General features: G+C 39.5%; 21 protein-coding genes and 1 riboswitch. Of the genes, 10 read left to right on the plus strand and 11 right to left on the minus strand.

The genetic code is table 11. From position 1 onward, the window contains the following. Window positions 1-54 precede the first annotated feature (54 nt). The gene (gene secA / locus RFW85_RS07425) at window positions 55-2,775 is read right to left on the minus strand and encodes a preprotein translocase subunit SecA (protein WP_309171339.1); all 2,721 of its coding nucleotides are present in this window, start codon (window positions 2,773-2,775) and stop codon (window positions 55-57) included. A gap of 406 nt (window positions 2,776-3,181) precedes the next feature. Between secA and RFW85_RS07430 the strand changes: the two genes are divergently transcribed. The 3 genes from RFW85_RS07430 to RFW85_RS07440 all read left to right on the plus strand — a co-directional run bounded on the left by RFW85_RS07430 (window position 3,182) and on the right by RFW85_RS07440 (window position 5,477). Continuing rightward, complete coding sequence (locus RFW85_RS07430; protein ID WP_005050084.1) at window positions 3,182-3,832, plus strand: peroxiredoxin; 651 nt, start codon at window positions 3,182-3,184, stop codon at window positions 3,830-3,832. Between the two features lie 257 nt (window positions 3,833-4,089). Continuing rightward, window positions 4,090-4,902 (plus strand): MBL fold metallo-hydrolase, encoded by an 813-nt coding sequence (locus RFW85_RS07435; RefSeq protein WP_309171340.1) that lies wholly within the window; start codon window positions 4,090-4,092, stop codon window positions 4,900-4,902. Next, the gene (locus tag RFW85_RS07440) at window positions 4,899-5,477 is read left to right on the plus strand and encodes a dual specificity protein phosphatase family protein (RefSeq protein WP_309171341.1); all 579 of its coding nucleotides are present in this window, start codon (window positions 4,899-4,901) and stop codon (window positions 5,475-5,477) included. Before RFW85_RS07435 ends, RFW85_RS07440 begins: the two co-directional genes overlap by 4 nt. A 29-nt stretch (window positions 5,478-5,506) precedes the next feature. Here the strand turns inward: RFW85_RS07440 and RFW85_RS07445 are convergent, their stop codons facing one another. The 5 genes from RFW85_RS07445 to RFW85_RS07465 form a co-directional block, all read right to left on the minus strand. Continuing rightward, complete coding sequence (locus RFW85_RS07445; protein ID WP_309171342.1) at window positions 5,507-6,565, minus strand: SPOR domain-containing protein; 1,059 nt, start codon at window positions 6,563-6,565, stop codon at window positions 5,507-5,509. Continuing rightward, window positions 6,556-7,842: a bifunctional tetrahydrofolate synthase/dihydrofolate synthase gene (gene folC, locus RFW85_RS07450; RefSeq protein ID WP_309171343.1), complete on the minus strand. Its 1,287-nt coding sequence runs from the start codon at window positions 7,840-7,842 to the stop codon at window positions 6,556-6,558. Before folC ends, RFW85_RS07445 begins: the two co-directional genes overlap by 10 nt. Next, the gene (gene accD, locus RFW85_RS07455) at window positions 7,839-8,735 is read right to left on the minus strand and encodes an acetyl-CoA carboxylase, carboxyltransferase subunit beta (protein WP_086265215.1); all 897 of its coding nucleotides are present in this window, start codon (window positions 8,733-8,735) and stop codon (window positions 7,839-7,841) included. The genes folC and accD overlap by 4 nt, the downstream gene beginning before the upstream one ends. After that, window positions 8,732-9,535: a tryptophan synthase subunit alpha gene (trpA, locus tag RFW85_RS07460; protein WP_309171344.1), complete on the minus strand. Its 804-nt coding sequence runs from the start codon at window positions 9,533-9,535 to the stop codon at window positions 8,732-8,734. The genes accD and trpA overlap by 4 nt, the downstream gene beginning before the upstream one ends. A gap of 246 nt (window positions 9,536-9,781) precedes the next feature. After that, window positions 9,782-10,831, minus strand: coding sequence for an AraC family transcriptional regulator (locus RFW85_RS07465; RefSeq protein ID WP_170248326.1), 1,050 nt, complete (start codon window positions 10,829-10,831; stop codon window positions 9,782-9,784). Window positions 10,832-10,952: 121 nt separating this feature from the next. Between RFW85_RS07465 and RFW85_RS07470 the strand changes: the two genes are divergently transcribed. Next, entirely contained in the window at window positions 10,953-11,828 is an 876-nt protein-coding gene (locus RFW85_RS07470; RefSeq protein ID WP_199978012.1) for a metal-dependent hydrolase, read from the plus strand. An 8-nt stretch (window positions 11,829-11,836) separates the two neighbouring features. Here RFW85_RS07470 and RFW85_RS07475 read toward each other — a convergent pair whose 3' ends face one another. The 4 genes from RFW85_RS07475 to RFW85_RS07490 are packed head-to-tail and all read right to left on the minus strand — an operon-like array spanning window position 11,837 to window position 15,264. Next, window positions 11,837-12,832 (minus strand): DUF2804 domain-containing protein, encoded by a 996-nt coding sequence (locus RFW85_RS07475; protein WP_032056703.1) that lies wholly within the window; start codon window positions 12,830-12,832, stop codon window positions 11,837-11,839. A 37-nt stretch (window positions 12,833-12,869) separates the two neighbouring features. Next, the gene (locus RFW85_RS07480) at window positions 12,870-13,382 is read right to left on the minus strand and encodes a DUF1543 domain-containing protein (protein WP_170248328.1); all 513 of its coding nucleotides are present in this window, start codon (window positions 13,380-13,382) and stop codon (window positions 12,870-12,872) included. A gap of 9 nt (window positions 13,383-13,391) precedes the next feature. Further along, complete coding sequence (gene trpB / locus RFW85_RS07485; protein WP_170248329.1) at window positions 13,392-14,621, minus strand: tryptophan synthase subunit beta; 1,230 nt, start codon at window positions 14,619-14,621, stop codon at window positions 13,392-13,394. After that, window positions 14,596-15,264 (minus strand): phosphoribosylanthranilate isomerase, encoded by a 669-nt coding sequence (locus RFW85_RS07490; RefSeq protein ID WP_170248330.1) that lies wholly within the window; start codon window positions 15,262-15,264, stop codon window positions 14,596-14,598. Before RFW85_RS07490 ends, trpB begins: the two co-directional genes overlap by 26 nt. A gap of 126 nt (window positions 15,265-15,390) precedes the next feature. Next, a riboswitch (cobalamin riboswitch) is annotated at window positions 15,391-15,598 on the plus strand. Between the two features lie 35 nt (window positions 15,599-15,633). Here RFW85_RS07490 and RFW85_RS07495 point away from each other — a divergent pair. From RFW85_RS07495 to RFW85_RS07505, 3 genes are all read left to right on the plus strand, one after another. Beyond that, window positions 15,634-17,466: a TonB-dependent siderophore receptor gene (locus RFW85_RS07495; RefSeq protein WP_170248331.1), complete on the plus strand. Its 1,833-nt coding sequence runs from the start codon at window positions 15,634-15,636 to the stop codon at window positions 17,464-17,466. Window positions 17,467-17,559: 93 nt separating this feature from the next. Continuing rightward, window positions 17,560-18,138 carry a cob(I)yrinic acid a,c-diamide adenosyltransferase gene (locus tag RFW85_RS07500; protein ID WP_032005538.1) on the plus strand — a complete coding sequence of 193 codons (579 nt, stop codon included), beginning with the start codon at window positions 17,560-17,562 and terminating at the stop codon, window positions 18,136-18,138. A 75-nt stretch (window positions 18,139-18,213) separates the two neighbouring features. Further along, window positions 18,214-18,927, plus strand: a complete 714-nt coding sequence (locus tag RFW85_RS07505) for a glycerophosphodiester phosphodiesterase (protein ID WP_309171345.1) — start codon at window positions 18,214-18,216, stop codon at window positions 18,925-18,927. Between the two features lie 28 nt (window positions 18,928-18,955). On the opposite strand, the gene RFW85_RS07510 is transcribed toward RFW85_RS07505, so the two are convergent. After that, a complete protein-coding gene (locus RFW85_RS07510) occupies window positions 18,956-19,489 on the minus strand; it encodes an META domain-containing protein (protein ID WP_309171346.1) in 534 nt (177 codons plus the stop codon). 208 nt (window positions 19,490-19,697) lie between these two features. Here RFW85_RS07510 and RFW85_RS07515 point away from each other — a divergent pair, with 208 nt between their 5' ends. The 3 genes from RFW85_RS07515 to RFW85_RS07525 all read left to right on the plus strand — a co-directional run bounded on the left by RFW85_RS07515 (window position 19,698) and on the right by RFW85_RS07525 (window position 23,067). Next, entirely contained in the window at window positions 19,698-20,870 is a 1,173-nt protein-coding gene (locus RFW85_RS07515) for an acyl-CoA desaturase (RefSeq protein WP_016143072.1), read from the plus strand. A 99-nt stretch (window positions 20,871-20,969) separates the two neighbouring features. Further along, window positions 20,970-22,412 (plus strand): protein adenylyltransferase SelO family protein, encoded by a 1,443-nt coding sequence (locus RFW85_RS07520; protein WP_309171347.1) that lies wholly within the window; start codon window positions 20,970-20,972, stop codon window positions 22,410-22,412. A 73-nt stretch (window positions 22,413-22,485) separates the two neighbouring features. Next, window positions 22,486-23,067 (plus strand): L,D-transpeptidase family protein, encoded by a 582-nt coding sequence (locus RFW85_RS07525; RefSeq protein ID WP_309171348.1) that lies wholly within the window; start codon window positions 22,486-22,488, stop codon window positions 23,065-23,067. Window positions 23,068-23,121: the final 54 nt, after the last annotated feature.

A 23,121-nucleotide genomic window follows, 5' to 3' on the forward strand; every position in this document is an offset into this window, starting at 1 on the left:
ACTACAAACATAAAAAAAGCAGAACAATTGTTCTGCTTTTTTTGTGAAGGCAGATTAGATCTTACCGTGACATTGCTTATATTTTAGTCCTGAACCACATGGGCATGGTGCATTACGGCTTTCTGGAACAGGGAAAGCTTGCTGTTCGACAGACTCGTTCATGGTTTCTTGAGAAAGTGTAACTTCACCAGTTAAACCATCTACATCATCATGTTCAAAAGAAAGCTTCATTGATTCAGCTTGCTGCTGCTGTTGAGCTTCCATTTCTGCAAGTTCTTCTGGTGTTGGGATATGTACACGAGACAAATCAGTTACAACATCAGTTTTAATAATACCCAACATGTTTACGAACAAGTTGAAGGCTTCTTTCTTATATTCCTGCTCAGGGTTCTTTTGCGCATAGCCACGTAAGTGAATACCTTGACGCAAATAATCCATTGCAGCTAAGTGATCTTTCCAATGGCGATCAAGAGAGTTTAAAACAAAGTGACGCTCAAGCATTGCTGCTGATTCATCACCCATTTGAGCGCGGCGCTGACGATAACGTTCAATTACTTCATCACTAATACGCTCAACCAAACCTTCTTCATCTAAACGACGATCTTGGTCTAACCATTCTTGAATTGGGAGCTCAATACCTAAATCAATACGTAAAGCATTTTCTAAACCTTCCACATCCCACTGGTCATGAATTGACTCTGGTGGAATAAAGTTGGCAATCATGCCTTGCATCACTTCACGATGCATTTCTTCAACGTATTCTTTTAAGGTGTTTTCAGCTAATACTTCATCACGTTGTGAGTAAATGATCTTACGCTGTTCATTATTCACATCATCGTATTTCAATAAGTTTTTACGAATATCAAAGTTACGTGCTTCAACTTTACGCTGAGCATTCTCAATCGAACGGCTCACCATTTTATGTTCAATCGCTTCGTCTTCTTTCAAACCCATCGCGCGCATCATACCAACGACACGGTCGCCTGCGAAAATACGCATCAGATCATCTTCAAGAGATAAATAGAAACGAGAAACACCTGGGTCACCCTGACGACCGGCACGACCACGTAACTGGTTGTCAATACGACGTGATTCATGGCGTTCAGAACCAATAATATGCAAACCACCTGCTTGCAATACATCTTCGTGGTCTTGTTCCCATTGTGCTTTTAGACGTGCTTCATCTTCTGCAGTTGGGTTTTCAAGTTTGGCAAGCTTAGCTTTCCAGTTACCACCCAAGATAATATCCGTACCACGACCAGCCATGTTAGTTGCAATCGTTACTGCATTCGGGCTACCCGCTTGAGCAATAATGTCAGCTTCACGCTCATGTTGTTTTGCGTTCAAAACTTCATGATGAATACCAGCTTGCATTAACTTAGAAGATAAAATTTCGCTGGCTTCAATGGTTGCTGTACCAATCAGAATAGGAGCAACACCCTGCTGACGAATATTCATAATTTCTTGAATAATCGCGTTATATTTGCCGTTACGGTTTAAATAAATTAAATCGTTTTGGTCGTTACGAATCATTGGACGGTGAGTTGGAATAATCACAACATCAAGACCGTAAATTTCTTTCATTTCCGCAGCTTCAGTATCAGCAGTACCTGTCATACCCGAAAGCTTTTTATAGAGACGGAAATAGTTCTGGAATGTTGTTGTCGCTAAAGTTTGGTTTTCAGGCTGAATTTCTAAGCCTTCTTTTGCTTCGACAGCTTGATGCAAACCTTCTGACCAACGACGACCCGGCATCGTACGACCCGTATGTTCATCGACAATAACCACTTCACCATCATGAATAATATAGTGAACATCACGTTGGAATAGGAAATGCGCACGAATAGCAGCAGATACATGGTGAACAAGGTTTAGGTTTGTTGCTGAATATAAGCTTTCGCCTTCGGCCAACAAGCCCATTTGAATAAGTTCTTGTTCAACAGTTTCATAACCAACTTCGGTCATTTCAACTGAACGCTGCTTTTCATCAATCCAGAAGTGACCGCCATCTGATACTTTTTCTTCTTTTTGCGGATGCAATTTAGGTGGAATCGTATTGATTGCACTGTAGAGGTGTGAAGAGTCTTCACTTTGACCAGAAATAATTAATGGTGTACGTGCCTCATCAATTAAGATGGAGTCAACTTCATCGATAATGGCATAGTGCAAACCACGTTGTTTCTTTTCTGCTAAAGAAAACACCATGTTGTCACGTAAGTAGTCAAAACCGAATTCGTTATTGGTACCGTAAGTAATATCTGCAAGATAAGCTTCCGCTTTTTCTGATGGACCTTGCATTGAATAAATCGTACCAATTGATAGGCCCAAAAATTCAAATAATGGGCGGTTCAACTCGGCATCACGCTGTGCCAAATAATCGTTCACAGTAATGACATGTACACCCTGACCACTCAAAGCGTTTAAATAACACGCCAGAGTACCCATAAGGGTTTTACCTTCACCAGTACGCATCTCGGCAATCTTACCTTCATGTAAGGTAATACCACCAATTAACTGAACGTCATAATGACGCATACCCATTACACGTTTAGCAGCTTCACGACAAACTGCAAACGCTTCTGGAAGTAATTTATCTAAACTTTCGCCATTATTATAACGTTGTTTGAATTCTGGAGTTTTTGCAGATAAGTCTGCATCGCTTAAAGCTGATATCGTCGGCTCGAGCGCATTGATTTGCTCAACAATTTTGCGCATGCGTTTGAGTTCACGCTCATTTTTTGTACCGAAGATACCTCCGATCAGACTTGCCAACATGGATAAACTCTCTAAATCTTGCTTGGTCAAATGAATAAACTTTTTCTCAGTCGTTTATTATGGTGCCAGAAATTTGAAGTACAAGGGGTTTGCACAAAACCCCTAAAAAAAATCTGATAGTTAGACGAGTGGTTTTTCATTCATCTAATCTCCCCTTAATGTGCCGAGCACCAAAAACACACCATTAACGCTCATCGATTAAGCATAACTTCCGAGAAATCTAATTTAGCAAATTTACCTTAAAGTTACATTGATTAAGCACTTAAAATAATGAGTTTTAGTCATATATATTTACACTTATATAAAAAGTTCATAATAAAATACAAAAACAATAATTTTAATCATAAAGTAAATGCTGCATATTCATTCAATCGAATAACAAATTATGAGCAATTGAGGAAAGATCATGACACTACGATTAGGAGATACTGCTCCCGATTTTCAACAAGAATCGAGTGAAGGCACGATTAATTTTTATGATTTTTTAGGGGATAGTTGGGGAATCTTATTTTCACATCCAGCCGACTATACTCCTGTATGTACAACTGAGTTAGGTTATACAGCAAAATTAAAAGATGAATTTACGAAGCGTAATGTTAAAGCGATTGCTTTGTCAGTAGATGATGTAGAGTCTCACAAAGGCTGGATCAACGACATCAATGAAACACAAAATACAACTGTAAACTTTCCAATCATTGCAGATAAAGACCGTAAAGTATCTGAGCTCTATGGTTTCATTCACCCTAATGCTAGCGAAACTCTGACAGTACGCTCATTAGTGATTATTGATCCTAACAAAAAAGTTCGCTTAATCATTACTTACCCTGCTTCAACTGGCCGAAATTTTAATGAAGTCTTACGTGTTGTGGATTCATTACAATTAACAGATAAGCATAAAGTCGCTACGCCTGCGAACTGGCAGCAAGGTGAAGATGTCGTTATTGTGCCGTCACTTAAAGATGAAGAAGAAATTAAACAGCGTTTCCCTAAAGGTTATACGGCTGTTAAACCTTATTTACGACTCACACCACAGCCTGAAAGCAATAAAACCGACTAAAGGTTTTATTGCTTGCAAGACAAACGCAGTGCGTAGGCAAACATTTGAAAAGTTAGATACAAGACAAGCGAAGTGTGTAGGCAAACATTTGAAAAGTTGGCTACAAGACAAGCAAAGCGCATAGGCACACGTAGATTAAATATCACACAAAAAAGTCATCTATAGTGATGGCTTTTTTATTTATGTATTGAATAAGCATAGTTTTTATTGCTCAGATCAGTTATAACTCGAAGCGATTCGGTAAAAAAATAAAAATCATGATCTATAAAATTCATCATTTAAAGTGTGGCAGCATGTGCCCAGTTTGCGCCCCTTTATTTGGACAAAAAGGCTTCCGAGCTGAAGTCATCTGTCATTGTCTTTTAGTTGAAACTGATCGAGGCTTAGTGCTTATCGATACAGGCTTTGGCTTGCAAGATTACTTACATATGAAGCAACGCCTAGGCTCATTAGTTAAAGGTTTAGGCAAAATTGAGCCTAACCTTGAGTTTAGTGCGATCCAACAAATTCAAAAGCTAGGATTTAATCCGAAGGATGTACAGCACATCTTTATCACTCATCTTGATTTTGATCATGCTGGTGGAATTTCAGATTTTCCACATGCCACTGTGCATGTTTTAGCTGCAGAATATAACGCAGCCCAACTTCCACATTTTAAGGGCAAACTTCGTTATAGAACCAATCAATATAAAGATCATCGCTACTGGAACTTTGTTGAATATCAAAAAGGTGAAGCATGGTTTAACCTCGAAAAAGTAAAAGGATTTCCACTGTTTCAAGATGAAATTTTAATGGTACCACTGTTGGGGCATTCAGCTGGACATTGCGGTATTGCAATAAAGCAGCAAAATCAATGGTTATTATTTTGTGGAGATGCCTACTACTCACACCTAGAGTTAAACCCTAAAAATAAATTAAGATCACTCGGTCTGTTGGAAAAAACATTTGCAGAAGATAATGAAAAGCGTCTTTTTAATCTCAAGCGTTTACAGCATTTAGCTCAACATGAACCAACGATTGAAATAATTTGTGCTCACGACCCTGATGAGCTGAAACGGTATCAAACATGAAAAAATTATCGCTCCTTACACTTGTCATCTGTATAAGTTTACAAGGGTGTATGCAGCACGAAAGTATCGCCTATGAGCATCGACCACAAGATTGGGGAAGCTTAGTTTCTCAGACTCATAACTTTTATCAAATTAGTAATGATGTTTATCGCAGTGAACAGCCTGATGCTGCAATGATTTCTGAATTAAAGAATCATCAAATTGGAACGATCATTAATTTAAGAGCCAAAGACGCAGATACTTTAGTTTTTAAAAATGAAAATTTTAATCTTGTGCATATTCCTATCAACACTTGGGCAATTGACCGACAAGATCTCTTAGAAGTCATGCAACAAATCAAAATTGCCAAGCAGAATAATCAACGTGTTTTATTGCACTGTTACCATGGTTCGGACCGTACAGGTGCTAGCGTTGCCATGTACCGCATTATTTTTGAAAATTGGGCAATTGATGATGCGGTTAAGGAAATGAAAGAAGGTGGTTATGGTTATCATATTATTTGGAAGAATATTGACCGTTTATTCACACCTGAAAATGTAAAATGGATTCAACTACAACTGTCGAATCCATCTTAGTGACATCTTGAGTAGAATTTTTACTCTGGTTAACGTTTGTCTAACGGCACCCAGTCAATCACCCACGCCGATTTCATATTTAAACTTGAATCAGAAGAAATTTTCTTACGAGCAGCATCTGCTGTATCACGGTCTTTTGCAGGTCCAACCATAATACGAATACCCTTACTGGTTGGGCTTGTAGTGACCTTATAGCCTTTAGCTCGTAATTTGGAAACAACTGCATCTGCATTGGCCTGGTTAGCAGCCAAAGCGACTTGAACCATCCACTTTTTATCGCCATTTTCAAGCAATTCACGCGCTTTTTCAGCTTCAGCTTTTTTCTCAGCTTCAGCTTTTCGTTTAGCATCAGAAGCTTTTTTATCAGCTTCTGCTTGTCGTTTGGCTTCAGCAGCTTTCTTGTCTGCTTCTGCTTGCCGTTTCGCTTCTGCAGCCTTTTTATCAGCTTCTGCTTGTCGTTTAGCTTCAGCTGCTTTCTTGTCTGCTTCCGCTTGACGTTTTGCTTCAGTTGCTTTTTTGTCTGCTTCAGCTTGACGCTTAGCATCAGCCGCTTTCTTGTCTGCTTCTGCTTGGCGTTTTGCTTCAGCAGCTTTCTTGTCTGCATCTATTTTTGAAGTATCAGTTGTTTTATTCACCGTATTGGTTTGCTGGTTTTTAGCTTTCGCCTCACCCACTAACTCCGGTGGAATATTATCTGAACTTTCTTGAGCCGCTGCACGGCGCGCATTAATCGCAGCGTACTCTGCTGCAGCTTTACGAGCAGCGTCAGCTTCAGCTTGCTGCTGCATTGCTAAGAACTCAGCTGCACGTGCTTCTTGTTCAGCAACGGCTTTTTCACGCGCACGACGCTGTTCTTCTAGCAACCGTTTTTCAGTTTCAACATCAACCGCAAGAGGTTGTAGTTGTACCATTTGCCCTTCAGTTGTCTGTTTTGGTTTAGTTTGAGTTTTTGGCGATGTGGATGCGGAGGGTTGAACTTCAACCTGTTTTATTTCCTCATTTCCTTTTAGGAGTAATGCTGCCAATAAAACACCACCTCCTAGTAAAACAACGCCACCCATCCAGCGTTGTTTGTTATTCATTGACATTCTTCCAAATACTCCCAAATCGCTTCTAAAGTATGAAACGAACCACAGGCCAAAATCAGCTGATTGTTATTTGTTTGCTCAAGCGCTGATTTAAAAGCCTCTTTGATATTGCCATATTGTTGTACTGTCTGGCCTTGCAAGGCATCATTGAGTTGCTGAATCGGTGCAGCACGCGGCACATTCAATTCAGCAATTTTCCAATGTAAAACAGTAGGTTTCAATAAATCGACTACTGATTTTATATCTTTATCTGCCAGCATTGAAAATACTGCGACAACTTCTGTGTACTGTTTATTGTATTCTAAGAAATTTCGCAATTGCTTTAACAAAAATTCAACACCATGTGGATTGTGCCCAGCATCAAAAATGACCGTCTTCCCGTCCACTTGACGCTGTTCAAAACGCCCTTCTAAGCGAGCAGATTGAATACCTTTTTCTAATGCTGACTGAGAAATCTCAAGTCCGCTATTTAAAATGGCCGCAACTGCTCCCGCAATATTTTCAATCGCTAATGTACCTAAAGGAAGTTTTAAAGTGGTTCCTTCCGAAGCAAAGTACCAGTTTTGTCCATCTTCTGCGAGCTTATAGAAATAATCACGATTAACGGTATATAACTCTGCTTGTGAACTTTGTGCTTTATCTTGAATTACTTGCGGTAATTGTTGCTCACCCGCAAAGATAACCGGAATATGTGGACGAATAATGCCTGCTTTTTCAAAAGCAATTTTTTCGATGGTATCGCCTAACCAGTCTGTGTGATCTAGGCCAATATTAGTAATCACTGCAACATTGGGATCAATCACATTGACGACATCTAAACGCCCGCCCAAACCGACTTCGAGCACCCATACATCACATTGTTGTTGTTTAAAAATAACAAAAGCAGCCAATGTGGTTGCTTCAAAAAAAGATAAGCTTAAATCACAATCGCGACGAGCCTGATCGACTTGAACAAAAGCATCAATCAGACTTTGATCATCGACTTCGACTCCACCTAATTTGACTCGCTCATTAAAGCGATAGATATGTGGTGACTGATATAACCCAACTTTATAACCCTGTGCGTTTAATATCGCAGCCAGTGTGGTTGTGGTTGAGCCTTTACCATTCGTTCCGGCTACTGTAAAAACTTTAGCATTAGGCTGAGTTACACCCAGCTTTTCTGCAACAGGAATTACACGTTCCAGACCAAGATCTATCCCTGTAACGTGAACATGGCTCCAATAATTGAGCCATGTATCTAAAGAGTCTATTGAAAGTGGAGCTTGTTGGTTCAAGGTAAGTTCATCAATTTCGATACAAGTCGAGATACAGTATCACGTAAAGCGTGGCGATGAACAATCTGATCGATTACACCATGATCAAGCAAATATTCAGCACGTTGGAACGGTTCTTCAAGAGTTTCACGTACAGTCTGCTCAATTACACGTTTACCAGCAAAGCCAATCATCGCTTTAGGTTCAGCAATATGGATATCACCCAACATTGCTAAAGAAGCTGTTACACCACCATAAACAGGATGTGTTAATACAACGATATATGGTAAGCCAGCATCTTTTAATTTTTGAATCGCAGCAGAAGTACGCGCCATTTGCATAAGCGATAACATACCTTCTTGCATACGTGCGCCGCCAGAAGCTGCGAAACAGATTAATGGCTGACGTTTTTCAATTGCAAGCTCGGCAGCCTGTACAAAACGGTCACCTACAACTGTACCCATTGAGCCGCCCATAAAGTCGAACTCAAAAGCACATGCAATCATATCTACGCCATTTAAGTTACCTTGCATGGCAATTAATGCTTCCGTTTCACCAGTTTTGCTTTGCGCTTCACGCATACGATCTGGATACGGTTTAGAGTCAACAAACTTTAATGGATCTTTAGCAGTAAATTCTTGACCCAATTCAGTTACAACATTATCGAAGAACCAGTTCAAGCGGTCACGAGCTTTCATTCGTAAGTGTTCGTCACATTGCGGACAAACATATGCATTGAAAGAAATTGCTGTACGTGTCACTAGTGCATGACATTCAGGACATTCAATCGTTGGCTCAGTAAATGTTGCTTTGAGAATTTGTTGCTCATCTGCGACTTCAATACCTGGAACCGGACGTTTTGTCCATGGTGTCGAAGGGCTAAGAACTTTCCCTGGTTTCACTTCTTGATTCATACTAACTCATCGAGCGCTGCTCGAAGCTCCTTGACTTTACTCACCGTCTGTTCAACAGCGTCATCCGCTGCCAACGTTGCAAAATTTTTAACGAAAGCACTACCTACAATCACGGCATCAGCAACGTTACCCATTGCTTTTGCTGAGGCGGCATCACTAATACCAAAACCAACACCCACTGGAATATTAGTGGCATTTTTGATTTTTTGAATACGCGCAGCAGCTTCTGCCGTATCAAGTGTTGCTGCTCCAGTTACACCCTTAAGTGAAACGTAGTAAATAAAACCACTTGCCTGATTTGTCACATGTTGAATGCGTTGATCTGTAGAAGTTGGCGCAAGTAAGAAAATTTGGTCCATATCATGTTGTTTCAACACAGCACCAAACTCTTTTGACTCTTCTGGTGGTAAATCCACAAGTAATAAGCCATCTACACCACATTGTTTCGCATGAGAAACAAACTTCTCGTAACCAATCACTTCAACTGGATTCAGATAACCCATTAAAACAACAGGTGTTTCCTGATCCTTCTCACGGAACTCTTTTACCATGTTGAGTGCATCCAACGTGTTAGTCCCTGCTGCAAGCGCACGTTCAGCTGCAAGCGCAATTACCGGACCATCAGCCATTGGATCTGAAAATGGTAAACCAAGCTCAATGACATCTGCTCCTGCCGCAACCATTTTATGCAGTAACGGAACCGTTACTTGTGGCTGTGGATCACCCGCCATAACATAAGATACAAGCGCTTTACGTTGTTGGGACTTAAGCTTTTCAAAACGGGTGGCAAGACGTGACATAGGGTTGTGCTTTCCTTGAATTATTTAAAATTGAGGAGTTGTTTGTAGAAATACAAGAACATCGCATTTTAACGCTATTTTTTGTCCATTGAACAGGTCTAACGTTATGGCGATATTCGATTGTATGATTCATACAACCCATGGTGTACATTTATCAATATTTTGAAACTTTTCTCAATGATCAAAGCTTCCTATTTTCGAGCCATTATTAGATCGTCGACTGACCAAAAAACCACCACACAAAGTTTATTTCTCAATATTTTTATTGGCGAGTTGTAATTCCCTTTTCCGCGCAAGTAAAGTTTGTCCTGTCAAATTTTTATGAGCCCGTGCAAGTGCCGACTGATCCGAATATCCCAACTGTTCAGCAATTGTGGTGAGGCTTTCATTTTGGTGAAGTAATATTTCACAGCGTTTCATGCGTTCAGTATCTAAAATTAATTTAAATGAAGTATTTAATGACTGTAATTGACGCTGCAAGCTTCGTACTGAAATATTCAACTCGATGGCAATATCCTCTATTTTCGGGGCTTGTTGCTTGTGTTTGAAATATTCATGAACAATCCAATGTATTTGCTGAGCTAAATCTGTATGTATTTTCCGCTGAGCCAATGCCTCTTCTGCTTGTTTCACTAAAAGTTGCATTAAGCTAGGGTCTGCATGTCGAGGACGAACATTCAATCCCTCACTTGCAAAAGTTAATGCATAGTAAGGTTGCTCAAATGACAATTTGCATTGAAAGAAACGCTGATAGTGAACTAATGGGCCACGTGAACGGTGCACGAACTCAACATGCTGCAAGAGAAAATCATGGAAAGGGGCAATTTGTTTAGCAAGCTGAACCATAGCAGCTAAAGTCAGCTCACAAAGTATGATATTACTGGCATCAACTAGCGGCCAGTACAAACGAATGTTAGAGGCATCTTGTTCAACTTGCATAGGCACGACTTGCTCACCGTCAATCACGAGACGATGAAATTTCATGACATATTCAAGAACCTCTGCGAAGCTGCCACTTCGAGAAGCCATATATCCCAGTACACCAAAATTGGCAGGTGTAATACAAGTTGCCATTTCTAGGACTAAATTAGAAACTTGTAGACGAGACTCTGTCAGCTCTAAAAGTTCAAGAAAAAAGTTTAAAGAAGATTGAGCATCAATAGATGAAGCTAAAATATTTTGAACTTGACGGGCCTGAACATCTGTAAGGTTTAATGCCTGCCAATCGATTCCTTTTTCTTTTAGATAAGTATTCCAAAGATAAAAATAACCATTTGAAATCGTAAAATCCTGCATGGCTCATCCTTTTTTTAATGCCATCTTGTCGCAAACTGTATAAAAATTGGCAATAACTGTCAAAACAAAGCCGACTATTGGCGACATACTAATCAACATGTTAGATGCGAGAAATAAAAATATGAACGCACATGTTTCTTATCAGGTCGAGCCAGTAGTTCGTAAAGATCTGGATTTTCATTTAAACGAAGCACCTCGCTTTTGGTTTAATAATGATCCTTTTTTGACTCGTATGTTTGATGCGCTCAGCTTAACCTTTCCAGATGGAGAGCGTTATTTTATTGAATGTGTCCGTATGTTCCGAGACAAAATTGATGATCCCGAACTACAAAAACGGGTTGCAGACTTCATTAAACAAGAAGCTCAACACGGTATTGCACATGACAAAATGAATCAGCTCATGAAAGAGCAAGGCATGCCTGTTGACCAGTTCACAGCCACACTTAAAAGAATTTTTCGTTTTGAACTCACCAAACGCTCACCGCAATACAATATTGCAATGACGGCGGCAGCTGAACATTTAACAGCGCTAATGGCAGAAACCTTTTATAGCCATAAAAAAACTTTGGAAAATGCTCACCCCTATGTTCGAGCACTGTTTGCTTGGCATGCCATTGAAGAGATGGAGCACCGTGATGTTGCTTTTGATGTCATGAAACAAGTAGGTGAAGTTCCTGAGTCGACTCGTCGATTTGTATTGGTTCTTACGACAGTACTGATGTTTGGCTTTACACTCTACCGCACGAATATCATGTTGAAATGTGATGGTTTTAGTTCTAGAGAACGACTATTAATGAGCCTTAAAGGCTTACCGTGGTTCTTTGGCAAAAAAGGGACATTAACAGCTATGAAAAGCCAATATTTAGATTGGTTTAAAAAAGACTTTCATCCAAGTCAGCATCCAGTCATTCGTCAATATCCTGTTTGGATTGAAACACTCGAAAAGACAAATGACCCAATTGCAGCTGGTGAAGCATTCTGGCAAGCAGGTTTATAACCTGCTTGTTACCATTTTGCATAATGTTGTTCTAGTAAACCGTATTGCTCATTGCAATTGATTATATCGGTTGCTTCATGCTCAATCGTGCCGCTAATTTTAGCTTGCCACTGGTTAAACTGACTACCAATCATTCTTAAATTAATATTTTCGTACCTGCACCAACCAATATGGACCTGTAGATTAAGTTTTTGATCTAGAGAGCTAATTTGCCAAAGTTCATCATTTACTTTTTCAAATAAAACATCAGTCAGTGGAAATAAAACTCCGTTAATCCATAAGCAATTTTCATTACCAAAGCTTTCATTCACACCAGAAGCTAAATTTAAACCGATACGTCGCCCTTGCTCATCCCAAAAATTACATGAAAGCCAGAACCAAGCTGTTTCAGGTCGCAAAAAACCGCAGGTATCATCTAAGGATGCAAATGTCTTTTCATCAAATTGTACGACTTGGTTTTGCTTATTAATAAACATTCCCTCTACAGCCAACGTGGTCTGCTTTTGGGTATAAGTCCAACCATTGATGCCAGTTGGTGTACACAAACTTAATATATCGGTCCCAGCACAAAAAATACGAGCGCTGAGTTGAATCTCACCATATTTGGTCACTCGGATATATCGCACACCATTGGCATGCTGGATATCAAACTGATAAGGAGATTTAGAAAAATAACTTTGATTAAATAAGGGTTGTTCATCAAGATAGGTTTTATGCCCCAAAGGCTGAATGGCATTCCACTCAATAACCTGCCCTGTTTCATGGTCATAAATATAGAAAAAGCCATGCCCGACCCAGCCGATATCTGCAATTGCCAGACCAATACTATAGTGTTTATGTTGAATGCCACAGAATTTAAATTTTTTATATTTTAATTGCTTACGCCAGCCTTTAAGGACCTTACCGTAAGGGGTTTTATAAATATAATGTTGTACGTGAATGGTTGACGGTACAGATTCAAAACGCCCGTAGCGAGGCTGTCCATTTTCTTGAATTAAATCCATTTACCCACTTCCATATGAATATTAGATTTCAAATGACCTATACCACGGTCAAATACGTATTTTCCCAAATTGTTTCAGCAAAATCGCCTTTTATTAAATGAATATAGCGTCCTGCTACACAATCTATCGCTAAGCAGTCATCAATATCAATGACTCGATCTGTATGTGCTTTTTGCCACTGCCGATCTATAAATTGTTTACCTAATTGTTTGGCAGCTACCGCATTCGGTGCAACCACAAACTCATAACGGTGAAGTTCACCGAATTCACTTGCATTATATCCACCTAGATTAATTAAATATAATTTTAAATCATCTGGTTGTGGAGCAGCGTCTGTAAAGTGAATTTGATAATTTTGTCCTTGAGAGCTAACGCCAGAGAGCTTGGCCCAAGCATCAATATGCAATCCTTGAGCCTCACCAAACCAAGCCTGTTTAAGTTGAGGATAAACTTCTTCCAAAGTATCTCCTACAGCCATGACAACATCATGAACTTCGGTATTAGCACGTGCATGACGCCCGCCTAACATTACCATAAACAAACTTGACATTTTTTCCTCTTACATTTCAACCATTTCTACGCCATCAATGCGTGCAACTGTCATTAAATCTTTATCACCGCGACCTGAAACAGTCGCAATAATAATCTGATCTTTAGACATTGTCGGTGCAAGCTTAGACACATAGGCCATCGCATGCGAGCTTTCAAGCGCAGGAATAATCCCTTCAATTTTAGTTAAGTCACGGAAACCTTGTAGAGCTTCTGAATCGTTAATTGGCACGTACTCTACACGCTTCATATCTTTCAAGAAGCTATGTTCAGGGCCAACACCCGGATAATCAAGGCCCGCTGAGATACTATGTGTCTCAATAATCTGGCCCTGTTCATCACTCATCAAGTAAGTACGGTTACCATGCAATACACCAACATGACCCGCATTTAACGGCGCAGAGTGTTTACCAGTTTCAATACCAAAACCAGCTGCTTCAACACCATACATTTTCACATTGGCATCGTTTAAGAATGGATAGAACAAGCCCATTGCATTTGAACCACCACCCACACAAGCAACCAATGCATCTGGTAAGCGACCTGCTTGCTCCAAAATCTGTTTACGCGCTTCACGCCCAATAATTGACTGGAAATCACGTACAAGTTGTGGGTACGGATGCGGGCCTGCAACTGTACCAATCACATAGTACGTCGTATCAACATTAGTTACCCAGTCACGCATCGCTTCGTTCATGGCATCTTTCAGCGTTTTAGAACCACTTTGTACAGGAACAACTGTAGCACCCAACAAACGCATACGATAAACATTCATCGCTTGACGCTTAACATCTTCAGCACCCATATAAACAACACATTCAAGACCTAAACGTGCTGCAATTGTTGCTGTTGCTACACCATGCTGCCCTGCACCAGTTTCGGCAATAATACGTTTTTTGCCTGAAAGCTTTGCAAGTAATGCCTGACCAATCGTGTTATTTACCTTGTGTGAGCCTGTATGGTTCAAGTCTTCACGTTTAAGGTAAATTTGCGCACCACCTAACTCTTTTGACCATCGCTCAGCATAATAAAGTGGACTAGGACGACCTACATAGTAGGCGAGGTCACGGTCGAATTCTGCCAAAAACTGTTCATCATTTTTCATGCGGGAATAGAGATTTTCTAAATCTTCTAATGCCGCCATTAGAGTTTCTGACACAAAACGTCCGCCATGGATACCGAAATGCCCTGCAGCATCTGGGTACTGTGTATAGTCAATCACATTGTTTTGCTGATCCACGTTGGACTCCTTGCATAAATCGTTCAATGAGTTGTTGGTCTTTTATACCTTTTGCGGACTCTACGCCTCCGCTCACATCTACTGCAAAAGCACCGGTAGTATGAATAGCGTCAATGACATTGTCAGGGGTTAAACCGCCTGCCAAGATTAATGGAATATCAAGTTTTGGGAATTTAGACCAGTCAAACTGATGTCCTGTGCCCCCTTTGAGCTCAGGATGCCACGCATCGAGCAATACAGCACTGGCACCAGCTGCCTGATATTTTTGAATTTCAGCAACTACATCCAGATCAGGTTTAACCTGAATCGCTTTATACCAGCGACGTTTACAATGGCGAGCAATTTCCTGACATTGTTCTGGAGTTTCATCGCCATGTAGTTGTAATACATCTAGGGGAACACAATCAAGTACCTCCTGAATTTCAGTAGCACTCGCATTTACAAACAAACCTACCATTTGTACATAAGGTGGAATTACTTTTGCTAATTCTTGGGCCTGTTCAACCGTTACATGTCTTGGACTTGGCGGAAAAAAAACAAAACCAATCGCATCAGCTCCAGCAGCAACAACTGCCTGAACATCTTGAATGCGAGTAATTCCACAGATTTTTGCTCGTGTACGTTTTTGGTTTGATGGGCTCATGATCTGCCTAAACTACAACCATTTCTTAAAATAAGCGCCATTGTAATGCAATTTTTGTCCCTTGCGTAAAAGTTCTCTGGGAATTGCTCCAAATGACATTGTATGAAGTAAATCGCCACTTTATACTGCGTAAAATTGGAAGCAAGTGTAAGCAATTCATGCTTTAGGGAAGCTGGTGAAAGTCCGGCACTGCCCCCGCAACGGTAACAATGTAAAGCATATTTTTTAAGTCGTTCTCGACTTACACCACTGCAGTGATGTGGGAAGGTGAATATGTCCATAAATTAAATATGGCGCTGAAGTCCGGAGACCTACTTGTTTCATCTATCTACCCGATCATTCACGTGGGGTGAATGTATGGAGCATGTTATGTCTAAGTCTTTTCAACCTACTCGTCTAGTAGGGGCTATCGCTATTGCGATGGGGTTTTCATCTGTTATTTTTGCTGAAGATACAACGAATGTAACTCAGCTTGATCCAATTGTAGTGACTGCTTCAAAAAGTGCTGAAAAAGCAAGTGAAGTTCCGGCGCGTATTAATATTATTGAACCAAAAGTTCTCGAACAATCTCCTATCGCTTCTTTACCACAATTATTACAAACCGATGCTTCCATCAATATGGTGCAAAGTGGTGGTATGGGACAACTTGCAGAGATTTATTTAAGAGGTACAGAATCTGATCATACTCTCGTGCTACGAGATGGAATTCGACTAAATAATGCATCCTCAGGAACAGCAAGTCTTGCATTTATTGACACAACAGATATTAAACAAATTGAGGTATTGAAAGGGCCTGCCTCTGTTCTCTATGGTACTGATGCCATTGGCGGAGTAATTCAGCTCGTTTCAAAAACACCTGAAAAGAATAGAGCTTTTATCACAGGTGAAATTGGTGAGAATAAAACTTATAAATCAGTTATTGGTGCTGATTTATATGAAGATGGTTTTTATGCCCAAATTCGTGGACAACGCTTAGAGTCTGATGCAACCAAAGTAACTAACCAAAAAACTAACTCATCGGATACAGCATCATTTGATCAGAAAGGTTTTAGTACAAAGTTTGGTGTTGAGCAGAAAGATTACGGTATTTCTGTCGACTATAGCCATAATGAAGGTTCAAGTCTTTATGATGCTTATACATTTAATGGTGCATTGCTTAAACAAGACTTCGAAAATGAGATTATCAATTTACGTAGCCGTTTAAATGTAACAGATAACTTAGAATTAAATACTCGTTTATCACAATTCAAAGATGAAGTTAATCAAAAAGACTCTACTGATTTTGTTCATAGCAAAACTCAGGAAGTAGAACTATATAGCAAATGGAAGTTTTTACCACAGCAAACACTCTTAGTTGGTGCCACCCACCGTACATTGGATGGAGATATTCTATCTTATGGAGCACCATACAATGAAAACGTAGACTCGACAGGGTATTATCTTCAACATCAATTCAATGGTGATAGATTAAACACTCAAGCCGGTATTCGTATAGAAGATAATGAAAAATATGGCTCACATACTGTTGGTCAAATTGCTGCACGTTACCAACTTTTAGATAAAACAAGTATCTATACCAATATTGGTACTGCTTTTAAATCACCAACGCTTAATGAACTTTTCAACTCATGGAACGGCAACCCAGATTTAAAACCAGAAGAAAGTACATCTTATGAAATTGGTATAGATCAAACTCTACCAGCAGGTTTTAAAACAGGTTTATCTGCTTACTATACTGAAGTTGAAGATCTTATCGGTTCAGTGAATTTTGGTAAATTAACTAATATTAATAAAGCAACTTACCAAGGTGGTGAATTTTATGTTGGTTGGCAGAAAGATGATCTATTTGCAAAAGCAACTTATAGCTATGTCAAACCTGAGAATGAAGAGACTCATCAGGATTTAAACCGCCGCCCTCGTCAAGGATTAACCTTAACAACAGGTCTGCAAAATGAAGTGTATGGCATTAGTGCTTCGCTTGTTGCAAAATCAAAGTCGAAAGACTGGGATAGTAATTACAAGAATCCAGGTTACGCAACTGTAGATATTAATGCTTATTGGAATATGAATCCGCATATTAAATTGTTTACTAATATCCAAAATATTGGAGACGTGGATTATAAAACAGCTTATCAAGACCAAGGATACTACTATGTAAATGGTGGCCGCCTTGCATCAGCTGGTGTGACCTTAAGCTACTAAGCAAAACTTTATTATAAAAATATTTTCTTAACTCCAGTTTCGGGGTAATGTTCTGACCGACATTATCCCTTTTTTATGTTCAGGATATCCATAATGGGACACCGTTTAAGCAAAATCTATACACGCACAGGCGATTCAGGTACCACTGGTTTAGGCGATGGTTCTCGTGTTGCCAAGGATGATTTACGAATTACGGCACTTGGTGATGTTGATGAACTCAACGCCATTATTGGGGTACTTCGTGCTCAAATTACAGATAGCCAAGTAACTAATAAGGCTGATTGGGATAAAAGCTTAAGTCTGATTCAACATTGGCTTTTTGATTTAGGTGGAGAGGTTTGTATTCCAAATTACAATCTACTCCAGCCCGTTTGTATTGAATTTCTTGAAAAAGAAATTGACCGTATGAATGAAGACTTACCGATGCTTAAGGAGTTTATTCTACCATCTGGTTCTTTATCTTGTAGTTATGCTCATCAAGCTCGTGCCGTTTGTCGTCGTGCAGAGCGATCACTCATGTCGGTGCAAACTCGTGATCAAAATATTCAAGCTACAGCACTTCAACTTTTAAACCGTCTATCTGACTGGTTATTTGTCGCATCGCGTGCTTTACAGCGTGCTGAGGGTGGACAAGAAGTGCTTTGGCAAAAAAATATTAATGAGATTATTTAAAAATAGATTAGATTAAACATGGTCTCTACTCTTTTTAAAAGAGACCATAATCAAAAGATTTCATAGAAGAAAATTATGCGCATTATTGGTCATCGTGGTGCACGCCGAGAAGCTCCTGAAAATACACTTGGTGGGTTTCAGCACATAAAAAATTTAGGTATTCGTGGTGTCGAATTCGATATTCGCCAGCTTCAAAACCAAGAGTTAGTTGTTATTCATGATGACAATTTTTTGCGTACAGCTGGAGTCGATCAAATTGTAGAGCAATCGACTTTGGCTCAAGCGTTGTCATTCGATCATCGTCAAAGCTGGCCCAATTGGCCAACTTCTGAACCAACACCGACCCTTACAGGTGTTTTAAACTTACTTGATAATTTCGATCATATTGAAGTTGAAGTTAAAGCTGTAAGAGATATGGCGTTGGCCGAAAAGCTCGTTCAAAAGCTTGAGACGGAATTACAGGGCTTTGAGAAAGTCGTAACAATCACAAGTTTTGATCTTCAAATTCTAACTGCTTTACGCGATATAAACTCTCAATTTAAATGCGGATTGTTAGTTGAACTTCCAGTTGGCGCAACAGCGATTGAACTCGCGCATCAATATGGTTGCGGTCATATTGGTTGGCACGACCAGCTTGCAACAGATGAAGTGATTGAATTATCACATCAAGCTGGTTTGAACATCAGTGTCTGGACAGTAAATGATGTAGAAAGAGCAAAAAGGCTGCGTGATTTAGAGGTTCAGGGCTTAATTACAGATATTCCAACCACGATGTTACAAGCTTTATAAATATAAAAAAGGTGGTAAAAACCACCTTTTATTTCTTTTGTGCCTGAATAAGGCGCTGACCACTCTGGTCAAGTAAATATAGCGTATTACCTACGAGTTGGAAGCGTTGGATACGTTGCAAAGCATCTACCAGCTCTGCTTCTTGAGCCAAAGCACCATCACAGCTTGAATGACCTGCATTTACTTGCATATCAAGTTTTTGCTGGCTGAAATTAAATGTATAACGGCCAAAAACAGCATTACAGCCCGTATGGCCCGATACTGTTTTGACTGCTGAGTTCAGTGAAAGAGTTGGCCATTGGTTAAAGAATTTTGCCTTATGACCACTGATCTGAGTGATCTGCCAATCAATATCTTGAATGCCATCTGGACTCACTCTCTTTTTTACAACAGGTGCTTGAGTCTGATGAGCTGTTCTTTTTGTTTGAACTTTTTTCGTACTTTGTTCGGGTGCACTTTGACATGCGGCTAATACAAGACTGATTGTGACCAAGACACACTTCAATGATAATTTTCTTGAAATATCAATGCTGTTCTTTTTTTTCAATCGTTGTACGTTCATTAAACAACTTCTCCTGCTTGAAAAACTCTTTGACATAGTTTAATTCTGTTACGGTTCTTTCAATACATCTGTACAATAATGCTAGTGATTCTCACTAAGCACGTGCTAATATGAAGGATAGAATAGCAATATATCTTGATGATTGGTTTTGCTATGTCGTTTTGTCTTTGTACCTTGTTTCACAAGGATTCTAGGAGCGCTGCCGGATATGACTTCCGCCCCACTCAAAGCCCCAATTAACTGGACCGCTAGCATTACCTTAATTGGTTTACCAATTCTTGCCGCAATCATAATCCCGATTTATGCGTATTATTATGATTTTAGTGTAAGCGCATGGGTAAGCTTATTTTTTCTTTTAGCTCTAAGTAGTATGGGGATTACTGCTGGTTACCATCGCCTTTGGGCTCACCGAGCTTATGAAGCGTCGTTACCGCTTAAAATTCTTTTAATGATCGGTGGAACATTTGCCGTGCAAAATAGTATTTTGTTCTGGGCATCTGGTCACCGTACTCACCATCGACATGTTGATGATGTTGATGAAGATCCATATTCAATTGAGCGTGGTTTTTGGTATGCGCATATGGGTTGGATGATCCGCGATCATTCACCATCTGAGCCAGACTTTAAAAATGCACCAGACCTACTCAATGATAAATTGGTCATGTTCCAGCATAAATACTATGGTTTACTCGTAGTTGCTGTTCATGTTGGTATTTTAGGCTTAATCGGTTGGGCAACTGGCGACCTATGGGGTGTAGTGCTCTTGGGTGGTCTAGTACGTTTAATCATTAGCCATCAAGTTACATTCTTTATTAACTCACTTTGCCATATGTTTGGTAAACGTCCTTATACAGACGAAAACTCAGCACGTGATAATTTCTGGTTAGCCATTGCCACTTGGGGCGAGGGTTACCACAACTATCACCATATCTTCCAATACGACTATCGTAATGGTGTGAAATGGTGGCAATATGACCCAACTAAATGGTTGATCTGGTCATGTTCTAAAATTGGTTTAGCTAAAAATTTACGTCGTATTCCAAGCTTTAATATTAAAAAAGCAGAACTGGCGATGAAATTTAAATACGCTGAACAAGACCTCGCTATTTATGGTCATGATGTAAATGCAGACATTACTCAAATGAAGCAACGTATTGCACAAGAGTACGAAGCATTTACACACACCTTAAATGATTGGGCAAAACTTAAAGAACAAGAGTTACAAGCTAAAAAAGCAGCAATGGCTGAAAAGATTCATAGAATGGATCATAAGCTTAAAGTTGATTTTCAATTGCTTGAACATCGTTTAAGTCATCACCGCGAATGCTTAGAAACACTCATGCGTAGTGTTAAAAAGAATACCAATGTGGTGTCAGACTAAAATAAATTCTGATCTAAAATAGCTCTTTCGGGAGCTATTTTTATGCCTGCTTTTTAACTGTGTTATAGTGAAATCCGCTCTCTCTATTTTGCTAAGCCTATGCAGTTTAATCCGCTCTACCCTTCACTTCCGTCTAAATTATTTCATGTTCAGCAGCCATCACCTTTACGTGGTGCAAAAGCAGGACATTTTAACAGTGCTTTGGCTGATGAACTGCAATGGTCAGAAGATGATAAAAATGCATGGGTTGAGATCTGTAGTGGACAGCGTACATTCCCTGAATTTCCGTCTCTGGCGATGGTCTATGCGGGTCACCAATTCGGACAATGGGCAGGACAGCTCGGCGATGGACGTGGCTTACTGATTGCGCAAATACTAAATACAAAGGGTCAAACCATCGACCTACATCTCAAAGGTGCAGGCCCTACCCCTTATTCAAGAATGGGGGACGGACGAGCCGTATTACGTTCTGTTGTCCGTGAATATTTAGCAGGACATGCTCTAAATGCTTTAGGCATCGCATCTAGTCATGCAGTCGGTTTCACAACCTCGACTCAAGGCGTACAGCGTGAAAAATTAGAGTTAGGCGCAATGCTACTCAGAACATCTGAATGTCATATCCGTTTAGGACATTTTGAATGGATTAATCAATATGCGCCTGAATTGCTGTCAGAATTCACTCAAAAATGTATTGAATGGCATTATCCAGAATGCCTAGAAACCGAAAATCCAACTTTATCTTTTGCCAAAAAGGTGGTTGAGCGTACTGCGATCATGATTGCAAAATGGCAATTAGTTGGGTTTGCTCATGGTGTGATGAATACTGATAACTTAAATATTACCGGCTCAACACTCGATTTTGGGCCATATGGTTTTATGGAGCGTTTCCGCCCCCACTGGATCAACAATCACTCAGATTACCAAGGTCGTTATACTTATCAAAATCAACCGAGTATAGGCCATTGGAACTTATGGACGTGGCTAAACAACTTAATTCCTCTCGCTGAATCTGAACAAAAAGATGAGTTCAAAGAAAAGTTAGCACGTTGCTTAGAACAATTTGAACCAATCTTTTTAGAACACTATGGACAAGGTTTATGTCAAAAAATGGGTCTTCCTCATTTCCATAAAGACAGCCTTGATTGTAGTTTTGCGTTTTTAAGAATATTACAAACTGAACAACTTGATTACACTCAAAGTTTTATTCGTCTTCAAAATAAAGAATTCAAAGCTTTACGAGATGATTGTCTTGATATTCGACAGTTTGATGAGTTTCTTAGCCAATATGAAAGTATTCGTGAACATCAAAATATTGATGAGCTGGATGCAAATATGCAAAAAGCAAATCCAGTTTATATTTTGCGTAATCACATGGCGCAGCGTGCTATTGAAGCAGCGGAAAGAGATGATTTTAGCGAAGTAGATCGTTTATTTAAACTACTTAATCATCCTTACACAAGACAACTAGAGCTTGAGCAACCACAAGATTTAGGGCCATTACCAAGTGATGTTCCAGATGTAGCAGTGAGCTGTTCATCTTAATATTAAAAAACTAAAACTCTCTTAAGTTAATTTGAGACATTTAAGAGAGTTCATTGAGTATAAAAAATAATATATGAAAATTAGCCCCTTCATTATTTGCACACTTCTTATCATTCCACTGGGAATCGCTTTTTATAATTATGAAAAATATTTACCGACTTTTACGTCAAGTCATCAAGCACTCTCAAATGAAGAAATATTAGAACTCATAAAGACCAAGCAAGTTACCTCAATTGAAGTGTTTAAAAACCAACGCCTACTTCTACTTAAAAATAATGAAGAGGTAATTCGGCAATATCCGATTCGTCTCGGCTTTAATCCCAAAGGACATAAACACTTTGAAAATGATGGTAAAACACCAGAAGGGATTTATTCTATAGATTGGCGAAACTCACAAAGTGCTTACTATAAATCGCTGCATATTTCCTATCCCGATGCGAAAGATATTGCTTATGCCAAGCAACATAATCAACCAACGGGAGGAGATATCATGATTCATGGATCCGTTCCAAAATCATTAATATCGATGCCTTTTAGCTCGACTTATATGCCCCATAAGGATTGGACCTTAGGATGTATCGCTGTTAGAAATGTAGATATAGATGAAATTTGGCAATTAGTACCCAATCACACCAAGATTATAATTTATCCATAACTCTTTAAAACTATCCACATTTTCTGTGGATAACATTGTGGTTATCCACAGAAT

Origin of the sequence: Acinetobacter sp. 12966, assembly GCF_031196995.1 — a bacterium.
GTDB classification, from domain to species: domain Bacteria; phylum Pseudomonadota; class Gammaproteobacteria; order Pseudomonadales; family Moraxellaceae; genus Acinetobacter; species Acinetobacter geminorum.